Raw genomic sequence first — 13,801 nt, 5'->3', positions numbered from 1 at the left:
CCTGTGAGCTATGCCCGTTATATTGAAATTTATTCTGTATATATTCGTCATCTTTCCAATTGCAGATGTGTTAGCAACGTTTAATTATTCAGACCATTCCTGAACCTCGCTCCTTTAGGACCGCTGTAAGTAGCGTGGAAATATACTTCCGGCAATTTTTCAGCCGAGTAACTTACTCCGGTAAGTTATTCGGGACTTTTTCTCGCCATACCCTGCATCTTGAAATCTATTGGGCATATTTATAAAGCAGAGTAAGGTATTACACTGGAATATCACCCAGGGCTCCCTTGACCATAAATGCCAGTGAATAATATTGGTTTATCCACTGGCATTTATTTCTGTCATGGCTATTTTTACCACTACTTTTCTTATTTCTTGTTCCTGACGATAAATACAGGCCGGGCGATGCACATCCTGCGGGAAAAAAATGGCGTAATTTCCCGGTTGCATTACCAATAATGATTCGTTTTCCATCGGTCTGTAAAAAATAATATCTCTTTCCTCCAGAAGAGATTCCGCAATGGTGTTTTCTCCACTGTCGGGTGCGTAACCCATTGCTTCTTCACCGCTGACCAGAAAATGAATATCAAGGTAACGACGATGAACCTCCGGAAAATTCTGTTCTTTAGGTTGTGTTGTCAGGTCAATAATCTGGGCATACAGTTTGTCGCCATCAATATCGACGCGGCCGGTGGGCAATATCTGAAAGTTCGTGGTGCGTAGAAATGTTAAACCTCGCACTAGCGCGGTTGGCAATGGAAACGGTGGTGATTGACTAATATGACCGAATAGCATTTTCCATTCCTCTGTTACCGTTACAGTGCCTGAATTTTGGCCCACACACTGTCATTTACTTCGATACCGTTGCGGCGGTTTTCTGCCTGTAATCGGGTAAACTCGTGGCCTGGCAGGCGGATAGCGATATTCGAATCGGCTCGTTCAGCTGTTTTTACATACTCGATAATGCGTTTAAGTTTGGCGTCGCGTCTTTCACCCGAAATCAGTCGGTCAACTTCGATAGCAATAAAAATCTGGGAAACGCCATATTCATCACTATTTTCCTGGGTTACTTCCGCCACTGAGGCACCATCCGATAGCAGGGTGGCAATCATATCCAGCACGATAGAGAGTCCTGAGCCTTTCCAGTATCCCATGGGCAGAATGCGACGGTTTTTCTCGATCACGCCGGGTTCCCGGGTCAGTTGTCCATCATCGTCGAATCCGCCATCGACCGGTAATTGGCGCCCGGACAGCCGGTTTACTTCCAACATGCCGTAGGAGAACATTGACATTGACATGTCTACCATCGTGATGGGATCGCCAGGAATGGCGATGATCAATGGGTTGGTACCGATACGGCACTCTTTGGCTCCCCATGGCGGCATCACGGCAATGGAGTTGGTCCAGCACAGGCCGATGTAGCCTTTTTCCGCAGCCTGCCAGCCATAGCTGCCACCACGCATCCAGTGATTGGCATTGCGCAGCGCCACCAGTCCGATACCGTGTTGATCGGCTAATGTGGTCGCCCGTTCCATCATGTGGCGGGCGGTAATATTACCGATAGACCGCTGAGCGTCCCACTGTTCAATGGCACCCAGCGTCAGTATCCGCTCCGGTATGGCGTCAGCAATAATGTCGCCATTATCCAGTTGCTGAATAAAGCGCGGGAAGCGATTAACCCCGTGGGAGTAGACGCCGGATTCGGTGGTCTGAGCGAACATGGTGGCACACTCATTGGCGGTGTCAGCTGCGACACCTCTTGCTAACAGTACGCGTTCAAATTCCAGTTTTAACTGTTCAAACGTCAGTTTCATTGGGCTCTCCTGTTACCCTGCTGATGGAATAGTCCGTTTTTTATTCTATAAATTTCACTATGTGATATGTAATTTCAAAAATAATACAGGCCTGCATTTCGCAAGTCAAAGCTATACGGATTTTTAAAATCAAGTAAAATCAATGCAATAGCAATTTAATCTCAGTAATGTGATAGCGGCCACAAATTCGGCTCACAGCGACAAGACCGAAGAACGGCATGTTTGATGTCATGGTTTGGCGGATGAAAAGAGGAGATCATGCGCCGCGCGTCGCGCCGCGGAACACTTTGCGCTAACCTATTTGCGTGTCGGAATATGTGAGAAGGGAGCGGTTGATGAAAGGTGTCAATTCCAGCAAAGAAAAGCCAACGGGGAGTCAAAGCCTGTTTCGTGGATTCCAGTTGATCGAGATTTTGAGCAATTATCCTAACGGGTGTCCACTGGCACATCTGGCCGAATTGGCTCAACTGAATAAGAGTACGGTACATCGGCTATTGCAGGGATTACAGGCCAGTGGTTATGTAACAACGGCACCTGCCGCGGGAAGCTATCGCCTGACGACCAAGTTTATTACTGTCGGGCAGAAATCACTTATTTCGCCAGAGGTTATCCGCCTTGCCTCCCCACATCTTGATGCACTGAATGTCATGACTGGTGAAACGGTCAATTTCTCTACCCGAGAGAATGATCATGGTATTCTGATTTATAAGCTGGAACCGACAACCGGAATGCTGCGTACCCGAGCCTATATCGGTCAGCATTTGGCGCTGTTCTGCTCGGCGATGGGGAAAATTTATCTGGCGTATGGTCCGCCTGACGATGTCCCCGCCTACTGGTTGCGGCATGAAAACGACATCAAGCCATTAACGTGTAATACCATTACCGACCTGGGGCATATGTACCGTGAATTGGCAGCGATTCGGGCGACTGGCATGGCAATGGATCGGGAAGAGAATGAACTGGGTGTTTCCTGTCTGGCGGTACCGGTTTTCGATATTCATCAGCACGTCAATTATGCAATATCCATCTCGTTGCCTACGGTCAAATTGCAGCAGTTGGGTGAACAGGCATTGTTAGTGGCGTTAAAACATACCGCCGAAGCGATTTCCCATGATTTGGGGCAACTTATTGATGTCTGACAGCCTACTCCCACCTCTTTGTACTGATACACCGCCAGAGACTTTACTGCGGGTCAATGACTTGCAGCTTGAGTTGGCGGGCAATGGACCGCGTCTGCTGCATCAGGTCAGCTTTTCCCTGTCTCGACATGGTTGTGTCGGTATTGTGGGAGAGAGCGGTAGCGGCAAAAGCCTTGTCTGTCAGGCATTGATGGGCGTACTGGGGCCGGAATTTATCCGTCGTGGCGAGATTTGGCTGGATGGCACCGAACTACTATCGCTGAATGACGTCGCGATGCGCCGTCTGTGCGGTCGCATGATCAGCCTGATTCCGCAGCAGCCGATGACGGCTTTTGATCCACTGCAATCGGTCGGCGGGCAGATGGTCGAGACACTGCGGGCGCATCTGCCGCTGGGTAGGCGCGCCGCCCGCGATCTGGCGCTGGAGGCATTGGCGCAGGTTCAATTGCGGCAACCACAGCAGATTTATCACCGCTACCCTGCCCAGCTCAGCGGCGGCATATTACAGCGGATTACTATTGCCATCGCACTGGCGCTGAAACCGACGCTACTGATTGCGGATGAGCCCACCACGGCACTGGACAGTGTGACACAGCAGGACATTATGCGGCAGTTTATGGCTATCCGTGAGCAGTGGGGCACCAGCCTGATTTTTGTTTCGCACGATTTGGGGCTGGTCAGTCGTATCGCCGATAACGTGATGGTGATGCAGTACGGACGAACCGTCGAGCAGGGTTCGGCGGCATCTGTTTTACATCAGCCTTGCCATCCACATACTCGACAGCTGGTGGCGTCCCGACAGATGCTACAACAGCGCTATTCCGCGCTAACCGCGTCTGCACAGGAGAAACACGAATGCTGATGGAAGTCATGGGACTGCATCATCACTATGGGAAGACGCTGATCCTTGATGATGTCTCTTTTCAGGTGAAGGCGGGTGAATGTGTGGGGATAGTGGGTGAGAGCGGCAGTGGAAAAAGTACCCTGAGCCGCATTTTACTGGGGCTGGAAGCGCCACAGCGTGGCGAGGTAAAACTGGCCGGACAGGTGTTGTACACCGGACGGCGCAGCTGGCGTCCGGTATCGCTGCCACTGCCCGTCAGTGCGGTGTTTCAGGATTATGCCTCATCCGTCAATCCGGTGATGACCGTTGAGCGCATCATCGCCGAACCGTTGCGATTACAGCGGCTGTGTCCTGATAGAGTGGTGATGCGCTCACAGGTGAATAGGTTGCTGGAGCAAGTCGGCTTATCGGCGTCACTGTGTCAGCGGTTTCCCCATCAGCTAAGTGGCGGGCAAATGCAGCGTGTCTGTATCGCCAGAGCGCTTGCCAGTATGCCACAGTTAATTGTACTGGATGAGGCCGTCAGCGCGCTGGACATGACAATACAGGTACAAATTCTGGATTTGCTGGCAGAATTGCAGCAGCGGCACGGCTTGACCTATCTGTTCATCAGCCATGATGTGGCCGCCATTGCCTACTTGTGCCAGCGGGTACTTTTTCTTGCGCAGGGGCGCATTGTCGAGCAGGTAGACGATATTCACGCACTACATCAGGTTCGTCACCCTATGGCCTGTCGGTTGCTGGATGCGGTGGTGGGGTTGTCAGTCTGAAACAACCCGTCTGCATGGACAGACGGGCTGGACCATGTTAGCCGATGCGTAACAGGTCATCTTGTTCCAACTGGAAGAAACGCACTGAGTCCCGCAATTGTTCACTTTGTTCGGTCATCGATTGGGCCGCGGTCGCTGCCTGTTCCACCAGCGCGGCATTCTGTTGGGTTACCTGGTCCATTTGATCAATCGCCACACTGATCTCTTTGATACCGACATGTTGTTCATTGGATGCCATTGAAATTTCAGCCACGATGTCAGTCACTTTATTGACGGATTCCACGATATCCGCCATAGCATGACTGGCGTTGTCGGCATGCCGTGAGCCATCGGTGATTTTGTCCACGGTGCCTTCAATCAGCGTTTTGATCTCTTTGGCCGCGTCGGCACTTTTCTGCGCCAGTGTTCGCACTTCACCGGCAACCACCGCAAAACCTTTACCCTCGCTTCCGGCGCGAGCTGCTTCTACGGCCGCATTCAGTGCCAGGATATTGGTCTGAAAAGCAATGCCTTCAATCACAGAGATGATGTCGACAATTTTCTGTGAACTGTCGGAAATTTCATGCATCCGTTTCAGCATGTCATCCACGATAGAGCCGCCATTGGTCGCAGTTGTTGACGTTCTACGCGCCAATTCGCTGGCTTGACTGGCGTTGTCAGCATTGCGTTTCACGGTTTCGGTGATTTGCTGCATGTTGGATGAGGTTTGAACCAACGACGCTGCCTGTTCTTCGGTACGCTGGGACAGATCACTGTTTCCCTGGGCCATTTCATTGGCCGCCAGTGAAATGGACTCACTGCCGCGTACAATGCCATGAATGATGTGCTTCAACTGCTGGTTCATGTATTTCATGGTCGCCAGCAGACTGCTTTCGTCACCTGGGCGCAGTTTTATCTCGGTGTTCAGATTACCGGCGGCGATCTGTGCCATGATATCCATTGCGTAATAAGGTTCTCCCCCCAATTGACGCGATAGACTGCGGGCAATAATGGTCGCGATGACGCCGGTGGCGATCAGTGCCAGCAGTAACAGGCCCAACATGGAGTATTTGGCGGTGTTATAGGTTTTGTTAGCTTCGATTACGGCCTGTTTGGCGGTACCGACCTCCGCTTCTACCAATTTAGCCAAGTCCTTCATCATTTGGCTGCGATACTTGGACGAAACGGCACCGCTTATTTTGGCTGCTTCAGCTACATCTCCACGGTTGACGGCCTCTATCACCTTGACGTTAACATCGCTGAAATTTTTGAAGTTATCCGCGATCTGTTGGAAAAGGGCTTGTCTTTCCGGGTTTTTGTCCAGTTTCTCATAACTCGCCTGGGAGGCGAGGAACAGATCCTGATTTTGTAACAGTTCTCGGCGATGCCCTTCACGCTCTTCAGGGGTTTTTGAATCAATATACTGTATCTGCTGTAAACGTAGTTCTGAGAGCACGCCTCGCATCTCCAGGCTATAACGCACCCCTGGTAGGCTGCTGTCGCTATATGCCTTAATACGGTCATTATTCGTGTTGAGCAGGTACAAGGACCCCACACCCAGCAACAGCATCATGGCGACCAACACAGAAAAACCAGACAAGAGTTTGGCGAGCACAGTGAGTTGAGATAATTTTTTCATAAGCACTTTTTTAGTCGAAGAGGGTATTAATATTAACGGCGAAGGGTGTGGTAACTTTATTTTTATCTCAGTATGAAAATGACGATATCAATAAAAATGCAGGGAATTTTTATTTCCTGTTTTGTGATGTGAGTTTGGGAAATATTTTATTTAAGGACTTTTTATTCTTGCACTTATTAGTCGTTAGCCATTTCCCTTGATAATTAATTAAAAGAATAATATCACCGCGGAACGATTTACGGTTGGTAATAAAATAATACGCCAGTTTTTATTATAACCAGGCAATCATGCTGTTATTTCAGTGCAGCCGAAAGGCTGCACCAGGGTTATTCCAGATAAAAAACTGGTTGTAGTTCGGTGCTGACCGGGCTGTTGTCGGAATTGGCAGGCATCATGTCTTTCATGTATTTCCACCAACGCTGGCAAGCTTCGGTTTGTGCCACGGCATTCCAGCGTGCTTCTGATTCAATTTCCACATACCCGAATAGCAGATGGCGTTCTTTATCCAGAAAGATGCTGTAATGATGGGCTCCGTGTGCTTTCAGCTCTGCTTCCAGTTCAGGCCAGATCGGGTTGTGACGGTGTTGATACTCTTCATGGCATTCTGGGAAAACAGACATCACAAACGCTTTTCGTAACATAATAGCGGCTCCTGTTGTTCTGTGGTCACGGTATCGCCGCGGGGCATGGGCAATAGCCCTGGGCGCAATCGGTTTCCGGCAGTTATTTAATGCGAACGCGTGTGTCACCCCCTGTGTTTGTGGGGATGACGCGCGCGCCCAGGCCCGGTATTTACCTTGATACGCGCAGGGCTGCTTCCATCGGCGTGACGCCAAAACGTTGTCCCAATGCAATCAGCTCTTCGGTGGAAATGGTCTGCTTTTTACCCCCCATTGAACGCACTTTAACCATGACTTCTGCGGATTTCTCGGCAGTGTCAATCAGACCGAAAGCATCATCCAATGTCGGCCCCGTGCCAAAGATACCGTGGAATGGCCACAGTACCAGAGGATGTCGCTGCATCTGCTCCGCCGTGGCGGTGCCAATACCATCGGTACCCGGCACCATCCAGGGCACAATCCCCAGACCATCCGGGAACACCACCAGGCATTCGGTACTGCCTTCCCACAGTTCGCGGGTAAACGTGGCATTGTTTAGCTCCAATACGTAGCTCAGTGCAATCAAATTGGTGGCATGGCAATGCATGATCACGCGGTCGCGTCCTCGGCTGACGCCCATACGCACGATGTGGGACTGAAAATGTGCAGCCAGTTCGGAGGTCGGTAGTCCACCGCTCGTCAGTCCCCAGAAGATCTGATAGCCCTTGCCGTCATGATCCACTTGTAGCAGCACCAGATTTTCTGCGGGATCCAATTGTACATTGCGGAAAAATTTGCCGGATCCGGTGACGATAAACCAGCAGTTCGCCAGGTCAGGCATCGGTTGTGATAACGATTCATGGCGGGGCAGTGGGCAAAAATCGCTTTCATAGGGTGTTATATCTTCTGCTGTCAGGCGCAGGCTGATGTTACCGCCGTTGCGTTCATCCCAGCCTTTGAGCCACATATCGCTGGTGGCTTTGATCATTCCCTGCACGAACCAGGAAGACTGTATCGATTGCATAATCACGTGACCCTTAACGTTGACTGAGGATGGTTTCTTCATATTGGCGCACGTCTTGCAGCCATTCGCTACCCGGCGCGACATTATGCCGTTGACAGTAGTGTTCCCAGACCGCCTGCCAGGGCAGGGATTTCTGTTCTTCCAACAGCGCCAGTCGAGTGGTGTAATCGCCTTTCAGTTCCAGTTCACGCAGGGCGTCGGTTGGTTCCAGGAGTGCACGCAGTAGGGCTTTTTTCATATTGCGAGTGCCGATAACCCAGGCGGCGATGCGGTTGATTGAGGCATCAAAGAAATCCAGGCCGAGGTGTACACGATCGAAGAGTTTATGGCGCACGATTTCGTGGGCGATAGCCTGGGTTTCGTCATCCAGCAGCACGACATGGTCGCTGTCCCAACGCACCGGGCGACTGACATGTAGCAACAATCGCGGGACATACAGTATGGCGCTGGAGATTTTGTCGGATATGACTTCCGTCGGGTGGAAGTGACCGGCGTCCAGGCACAACGCGGTGCCGCGGCTGCTGGCGTAACCCAGGTAGAATTCATTGGAACCGACGGTGAAACTTTCGGCACCCAGTCCGAACAATTTGCTTTCGACGGCATCGATATGATGTGCGGCGTCCAGCGGTTCGGCGATCACGTCATCTAGCGCGTTCATCAAGCGCTGACGAAATGCCAGACGGTCAATCGTCAGATCCTTCATACCATCCGGCACCCAGATATTCATGACTGAGGGGGTACCCAGTTCGCGACCGAAATAGGCTGAAATACGGCGACTGGCCTGACAGTGCTCGATCCAGAAACGGCGTACTTTTTCATCCGGGTGAGACAGCGTAAAGCCGTCACTGCTGAGCGGATGAGAGAAGCAGGTCGGGTTGAAATCCAGTCCCAACTGGTGTTGTTTGGCCCACGCCACCCAGTTGCTGAAATGTTTGGGCTCGATGTCATTGCGCGCCACCGGTGTGTCAGACTCGAGATAGATGGCGTGCAAGTTGAGTCGTTTGGGGCCGGGAATCAGGGTAAACGCCCGTTCCAGATCGGCCCGCAGTTCATCGGCAGTGCGGGCTTTTCCCGGGTAGTTACCGGTGGCTTGAATCCCGCCGGTCAGCGTACCGCCAGTGTTTTCAAAGCCAGTGACATCATCGCCTTGCCAGCAATGCATGGAGATCGGTATCAGATCCAATTGTTGTAGCGCGGCATCCACATCCACATCCAGTTTGGCGTAGCGTTCTTTCGCCAGATGCCAGGCGGTTTCAATAGCAGTGTTCATACGGTGAGTTCCTCTTTGGAGTGGCACAACGCCTGAAAACGGCGCCAGTGACCAGCAAAATCAATAGTCTGACCAGGGTTGTAGCGGTGCAGGGGAAAGTTGTGGGTTAACAGGCAACGAAATTCGGCAAGATCGGCTACGGCCTCCAGCGCTATGAGCTGACAGCCAATATTGCCAAGAGTGGAGGCTTCCACCGGCCCGGACAGTACCGGTAGCTGGCAGACATCGGCACAAAGCTGATTGAGAAATTCATTCTGGCTACCACCACCTACCACATGTAGGCGACTGATCGGCGTCTGACGCAGTTTACCCAGCATCAGCAGACTCTGACGGTAAGACATCGCCAGGCTGTCGAAAATACAGCGTGCCAGTTCGGCGTGACTCTGCGGTTCTGGTTGCTGATGTTCACGGCAGAAGGCGCGGATTTCCTCACTCATCGAAGATGGATTAATGAAGCGATCATCATTCGGGTTAATCAAGCTGATAAAGGCCGGTAGTGCCGCAGCCTGGCGGATTAACGCGGGCAGATCGTTGATGTTCTGCTCCTGACAGACGCGTTGTAATAACCAAAGTCCCATGATGTTTTTCAACACGCGGAATGTCCCGTTGATACCCCCTTCATTGGTGATATTGGCAGACAGCGCGGCAGCATGGTTATAGGGAACCGGGCTTTCAATACCGATCAGCGACCAGGTACCGGAACTCAGATAGGCGCTGTCTTCGCTCTCAAGCGGGGTGGCGACCACGGCGCTGGCGGTATCATGTGTGGCGACGGCTACCACCGGGATTTGCCGACCGCTGGGTGCCGTCCAGTAGCCGATGCGGTGTCCCGGTTGTACCGGCTGGCTTAGCCAGCGCGCCGGAATACCCAGATAGTCCAGCAACCCTTTATCCCAGTCGCCATTGTTAAGGTTCAGCAATTGGGTGGTGCTGGCATCGGTATATTCGCAATTGATTTTGCCCGTCAGCCGGTAGTGAAAGTAGTCCGGCATCATCAACAGATGTTCTACGCGTTCACAGTCACTGGCGTTTTGTTCACGCAGTGCCTTGAGTTGATAAAGCGTATTGAACGGCAGGAACTGAATACCGGTGCGCTGGTAAATATGTTGCTGTCCGAGTGCGGTGGTTACCTGTGCCATGATGCCGTCGGTACGGTGATCACGATAGGAGTAGGATTGTCCCACCCGGTTACCGTTTTTATCCAGCAGGACGTAGTCCACGCCCCAGGTGTCGATACCAATGCTGTCGGGACGAATCCCCATCATGTCCACCTGATTCAGACCCATGAGGATATGGCGTTCCAGCGCATCCAGATCCCACGCATGATGGCCGTTCTGATAAACCAGTTGATTGGTGAAACGGTGGATTTCTTTGAGTGTCAGATGTCGGGTGGTCGTTTGTAATACGGCCAGCATCACTCGTCCACTGGAGGCGCCGAGATCGATCGCCACAATATTTTTCACCGCCATTGCCATTCCCCTTTCTGAACTTATGTCGGCAGTGTAGGTATATGCAGGGGAAACAACCTTCCGGTGAGTGCCATCAGAATGAGAGAGATTGGCAAAATGGCAAAGTTGACTGTGAACCGGCTCACATTACTGATTATTCCGGCGATGACGTTTGAATGGTTGTGGCGGCCCATAGCCTGTGATCCTAACCACACTTCAGCGATTTAAACGCCAGATCTTGAAAAAATGACATCAAGATAGCTTCTGTGTGGCGCTATTTTAAGGCGTAGGTGCCCAGCTTCTGACTACTATCAGTGTCACGCAGTAAAAAGAAGGAGGCTGGAAATGACATTACTTTGTGGCGATGAATTTTTTGCTTCACAGGCAGCGACCGTCGCTGTTGAACCCAGGATGCCGCAGTGCGCTTTCCCTGAACATCATCATGATTTCTGGGAGATTGTGCTGGTAGACCAGGGGGTTGGTGTGCACGTGTTTAATGACCAACCTTACGCGTTGTGCAGTGGTGCGGTGTTTTTTGTGCGAGACAACGATCGCCACCTGTTTGAACAGGTGGAGGAGCTACATCTGACCAATGTGCTGTATCGTTCCCCGCGTGGTTTTCGTTTCCTTTCTGATATTGCACCGTTTCTGCCCTATGGTGCCAATGGGGAATGGCTGGGACAGTGGCAGGTGAATACGCCGGTGATGCAACAGCTCAAACAGTTGATTTCCCGGCTGGCCACTCTGGCCGACAGCGCCCAGCCCGAGGATATCGCGGCCAGTGAAAGCCTGTTCTTGCAGACCCTGGTACTGCTGAAGCAGAAATGTTTTCAGATGCAGGGTGATGGCAGCCAGCAACAAGGCGTTCAGGCGTTGCTGGGATGGTTGCAGAACAATTTCAGTGAAGACGTGAACTGGGATGTGTTGGCTGATCGGTTTTCTCTGTCGTTGCGCACGCTGCATAGGCAGCTAAAGCAGCATACTGGTATGACGCCGCAACGTTATCTGAACCGGTTGCGATTGCTGGAGGCCCGTCGTCGTTTGCAGCAAAGCGATGACTCTATCACGACCATCGCTCACGCTTGCGGGTTCGGCGACAGTAACCATTTCTCGACACAGTTTCGCAAAGCGTTTTCTCTGGCACCTAAATCGCTGCGCCATCAGGCGCTTAATGAGGATTGATTCAGTTACAGGCGATAGGTGAGTCAGGTGAATTCACGCGACTTAATGTTACATACGAAAGATTATTTTCTAACCGATAAAATGCGGATCATGGTAGCGGAACGTAGTCCACAACCGGCGTTTCCGATGCATCATCATGATTTTGAAGAGTTGGTGATCGTCTGGCGTGGTAACGGATTGCATATCTGGAATGATGTACCGTATCGCATTACTTGTGGCGATTTGTTCTACGTGACGTCCAGTGATCGCCACAGTTACGAGTCTGTCCACGAGCTGGAGCTGGACAATATCCTGTATATCCGCGACCGTCTGACGCTGCTCGCCGACTGGCAAAACCTGCTTCCGGGCGTCGATATCCCACAACATCAGCGCTACTGGCGCCTTGGATTGCAAAGCATGGATATCATACGGGGCAATGTGGATATATTAGCGCAGGAATGTATGAAATCAGATGCGCTGTCACTCCAACTCAGCGAAGCGCTGTTATTGCAGATAGCCCTGTTGGCGCTGCGTTATCGTCATGATCCGGATAGCCCACAATTGGCGGATGCCCATCAGTTGGATTTACTGATGAACGCACTGCGTGCCAGTATCGCGCTGCCTTTCCGTTTTGACGTATTTTGCCAATTGCACGGGTTTAGCATGCGCAGCTTAGGCGCGCGTTTCAAACAACAGACCAGCATGAGTGTGTCGCACTATCTGCGTCAACTGCGTCTATGTCGGGCGATGGAGTTATTACGCTATAACCAGCGGACAATCGGTGAAGTGGCGGCACAGTGTGGTTTTGAAGACAGCAATTATTTCTCGGTAGTATTCCACCAGACGTTTGGTGTTTCTCCCAGCATCTACCGACAGCGCTTTCAGACCGTGAGCTGATAGCGCGGTATCCCAGGTAACGGCGGGACACCGCGTATTGATATTGCCAAACTTATTCCAGTCGTGTCCGTGAATAATCTTCAGAATCCTATTATCAGGATGCCATGCCGATACCCACCACATTGGCAGCCAGAATAATCACCAGACAACCAATGATTAGCACTCGACGGGGATGTTTCCCTACACCGTTCCATTCTTTCAGCAGCAGTCCGACAATTCCACCACACAGCACATAAAAGCTCATGTGCAACATCCAACTGATATAGGCGAAGTTGGCGGGAATGTTAGCTTGTCCCCAGGCGTAGAAGAAAAATTGCAGGTACCACATTGTGCCGCCGAGGATGGAAAAGATGATGTTGGCAATCAGCAGCGGCCTGGCCTGAGAAAGATCCGCTTTCAGGGACAAGTTCTTACAGGTTGCCAGCCGGATAAAGCAATAACCAAGGTTAATGATCGCACCACCACCCATAATTACCACATAGCTGGGTAAGGCGACATAAAGTGGATTGATACCTAACGCCAGTGCCTGGTCGTGCATGGGTTTGGCGGCGGCTATAGCGAATGACATACCGGCAGAAAAAAAACCGCACAGGATAGCCAGGATTAATCCTTTCCTGAGATTGAACTCTTCCACCTGAATTTTCAGGGCGCGTTCGCGCAATAAGCCTGCATAGCTGACGATGCCTACGCCGATCACGGCGATCAGCACGCCAAGTAGTGTCATTTTTCCACCGACTGAACCGAACAGCAGACTAAATTTGCCCTGTAGTAACGGTGTCATCAGCGTACCGACGATGAGGGTAATACCAATGGCGATGCCGATACCCATCGACATCCCCAAGTAGCGCATTGTCAGGCCGTAATTGATATTGCCCACTCCCCACATGGCGCCGAAAAGAAACACGGGCAGTAGGGTGGCCAGACTGAATGACCGGTAATAGGCCCAGAAGTCAGGCAGCAGCAGTGCGCTGATGACCCAGGGCAGAATAACCCAGGAGAAAAATCCTCCCAGCGACCACATGGTTTCCCAGGACCAGTTTCTTACCTTCTTAAAGGGAGCATAAAAGCAGGCGGCACTGGCCGCACCGATAAAATGCCAGAAAATACCGAGAAGAATAGATGAACTCATTGTCTGTAACCCCTTGTTTTATATTTAATAAACTCAGGTGCGCAATGTATGAATAGAGCCAGTGACATCAGGCAGTCACAGTATAGGG

13 protein-coding genes are annotated in these 13,801 nt (G+C 51.4%); 5 read left to right on the top strand and 8 right to left on the bottom strand.

Features of this window, described 5'->3' with window-relative positions; genetic code table 11:
• Positions 1-318: 318 nt before the first annotated feature.
• Positions 319-795 (bottom strand): NanQ anomerase/TabA/YiaL family protein, encoded by a 477-nt coding sequence (locus RS889_RS20840; protein WP_315708584.1) that lies wholly within the window; start codon positions 793-795, stop codon positions 319-321.
• Between the two features lie 20 nt (positions 796-815).
• On the bottom strand, positions 816-1,814 hold the full coding sequence (yiaK, locus tag RS889_RS20835; RefSeq protein ID WP_021014263.1) for a 3-dehydro-L-gulonate 2-dehydrogenase: 999 nt from the start codon (positions 1,812-1,814) through the stop codon (positions 816-818).
• A 335-nt stretch (positions 1,815-2,149) separates the two neighbouring features.
• Here yiaK and RS889_RS20830 point away from each other — a divergent pair, with 335 nt between their 5' ends.
• From RS889_RS20830 to RS889_RS20820, 3 genes are read left to right on the top strand one after another with little or no spacing between them, the layout of a single operon-like run.
• A complete protein-coding gene (locus tag RS889_RS20830) occupies positions 2,150-2,953 on the top strand; it encodes an IclR family transcriptional regulator (protein WP_021014264.1) in 804 nt (267 codons plus the stop codon).
• Positions 2,946-3,815 carry an ABC transporter ATP-binding protein gene (locus RS889_RS20825; RefSeq protein WP_315708583.1) on the top strand — a complete coding sequence of 290 codons (870 nt, stop codon included), beginning with the start codon at positions 2,946-2,948 and terminating at the stop codon, positions 3,813-3,815. Before RS889_RS20830 ends, RS889_RS20825 begins: the two co-directional genes overlap by 8 nt.
• On the top strand, positions 3,809-4,567 hold the full coding sequence (locus RS889_RS20820) for an ABC transporter ATP-binding protein (protein WP_315708582.1): 759 nt from the start codon (positions 3,809-3,811) through the stop codon (positions 4,565-4,567). The genes RS889_RS20825 and RS889_RS20820 overlap by 7 nt, the downstream gene beginning before the upstream one ends.
• Before the next feature lie 37 nt (positions 4,568-4,604).
• Here RS889_RS20820 and RS889_RS20815 read toward each other — a convergent pair whose 3' ends face one another.
• The 5 genes from RS889_RS20815 to rhaB all read right to left on the bottom strand — a co-directional run bounded on the left by RS889_RS20815 (position 4,605) and on the right by rhaB (position 10,547).
• Entirely contained in the window at positions 4,605-6,185 is a 1,581-nt protein-coding gene (locus tag RS889_RS20815) for a methyl-accepting chemotaxis protein (RefSeq protein WP_315708581.1), read from the bottom strand.
• Between the two features lie 326 nt (positions 6,186-6,511).
• Positions 6,512-6,826, bottom strand: a complete 315-nt coding sequence (gene rhaM, locus RS889_RS20810; protein ID WP_021014268.1) for an L-rhamnose mutarotase — start codon at positions 6,824-6,826, stop codon at positions 6,512-6,514.
• A gap of 151 nt (positions 6,827-6,977) precedes the next feature.
• Entirely contained in the window at positions 6,978-7,808 is an 831-nt protein-coding gene (gene rhaD / locus RS889_RS20805) for a rhamnulose-1-phosphate aldolase (protein ID WP_021014269.1), read from the bottom strand.
• Positions 7,809-7,821: 13 nt separating this feature from the next.
• On the bottom strand, positions 7,822-9,078 hold the full coding sequence (locus RS889_RS20800; RefSeq protein ID WP_315708580.1) for an L-rhamnose isomerase: 1,257 nt from the start codon (positions 9,076-9,078) through the stop codon (positions 7,822-7,824).
• Entirely contained in the window at positions 9,075-10,547 is a 1,473-nt protein-coding gene (gene rhaB, locus RS889_RS20795; protein ID WP_315708579.1) for a rhamnulokinase, read from the bottom strand. Before rhaB ends, RS889_RS20800 begins: the two co-directional genes overlap by 4 nt.
• Positions 10,548-10,871: 324 nt before the next feature.
• Between rhaB and rhaS the strand changes: the two genes are divergently transcribed.
• Both rhaS and RS889_RS20785 read left to right on the top strand, forming a co-directional pair.
• Positions 10,872-11,708 carry an HTH-type transcriptional activator RhaS gene (gene rhaS / locus RS889_RS20790; protein WP_021014272.1) on the top strand — a complete coding sequence of 279 codons (837 nt, stop codon included), beginning with the start codon at positions 10,872-10,874 and terminating at the stop codon, positions 11,706-11,708.
• 45 nt (positions 11,709-11,753) lie between these two features.
• Positions 11,754-12,584, top strand: a complete 831-nt coding sequence (locus RS889_RS20785; RefSeq protein WP_315711140.1) for a helix-turn-helix domain-containing protein — start codon at positions 11,754-11,756, stop codon at positions 12,582-12,584.
• A 94-nt stretch (positions 12,585-12,678) separates the two neighbouring features.
• Here RS889_RS20785 and rhaT read toward each other — a convergent pair whose 3' ends face one another.
• Positions 12,679-13,713 carry an L-rhamnose/proton symporter RhaT gene (gene rhaT / locus RS889_RS20780; protein WP_315708578.1) on the bottom strand — a complete coding sequence of 345 codons (1,035 nt, stop codon included), beginning with the start codon at positions 13,711-13,713 and terminating at the stop codon, positions 12,679-12,681.
• Between the last annotated feature and the right edge of the window lie 88 nt (positions 13,714-13,801).

The organism is Brenneria uluponensis, from assembly GCF_032395385.1.
Taxonomy (GTDB): domain Bacteria; phylum Pseudomonadota; class Gammaproteobacteria; order Enterobacterales; family Enterobacteriaceae; genus Prodigiosinella; species Prodigiosinella aquatilis.
The sequence above is the reverse complement of the archived record's forward strand: the minus strand, read 5'-3'. Positions and strand labels throughout refer to the sequence as shown.

What these genes read in the sequence shown, in the direction of transcription:
- RS889_RS20840 (WP_315708584.1), bottom strand. Translation starts at nt 795, where the DNA reads ATGCTATTCGGTCATATTAGTCAATCACCACCGTTTCCATTGCCAACC.
- yiaK (WP_021014263.1), bottom strand. Translation starts at nt 1,814, where the DNA reads ATGAAACTGACGTTTGAACAGTTAAAACTGGAATTTGAACGCGTACTG.
- RS889_RS20830 (WP_021014264.1), top strand. Translation starts at nt 2,150, where the DNA reads ATGAAAGGTGTCAATTCCAGCAAAGAAAAGCCAACGGGGAGTCAAAGC.
- RS889_RS20825 (WP_315708583.1), top strand. Translation starts at nt 2,946, where the DNA reads ATGTCTGACAGCCTACTCCCACCTCTTTGTACTGATACACCGCCAGAG.
- RS889_RS20820 (WP_315708582.1), top strand. Translation starts at nt 3,809, where the DNA reads ATGCTGATGGAAGTCATGGGACTGCATCATCACTATGGGAAGACGCTG.
- RS889_RS20815 (WP_315708581.1), bottom strand. Translation starts at nt 6,185, where the DNA reads ATGAAAAAATTATCTCAACTCACTGTGCTCGCCAAACTCTTGTCTGGT.
- rhaM (WP_021014268.1), bottom strand. Translation starts at nt 6,826, where the DNA reads ATGTTACGAAAAGCGTTTGTGATGTCTGTTTTCCCAGAATGCCATGAA.
- rhaD (WP_021014269.1), bottom strand. Translation starts at nt 7,808, where the DNA reads ATGCAATCGATACAGTCTTCCTGGTTCGTGCAGGGAATGATCAAAGCC.
- RS889_RS20800 (WP_315708580.1), bottom strand. Translation starts at nt 9,078, where the DNA reads ATGAACACTGCTATTGAAACCGCCTGGCATCTGGCGAAAGAACGCTAC.
- rhaB (WP_315708579.1), bottom strand. Translation starts at nt 10,547, where the DNA reads ATGGCGGTGAAAAATATTGTGGCGATCGATCTCGGCGCCTCCAGTGGA.
- rhaS (WP_021014272.1), top strand. Translation starts at nt 10,872, where the DNA reads ATGACATTACTTTGTGGCGATGAATTTTTTGCTTCACAGGCAGCGACC.
- RS889_RS20785 (WP_315711140.1), top strand. Translation starts at nt 11,754, where the DNA reads ATGTTACATACGAAAGATTATTTTCTAACCGATAAAATGCGGATCATG.
- rhaT (WP_315708578.1), bottom strand. Translation starts at nt 13,713, where the DNA reads ATGAGTTCATCTATTCTTCTCGGTATTTTCTGGCATTTTATCGGTGCG.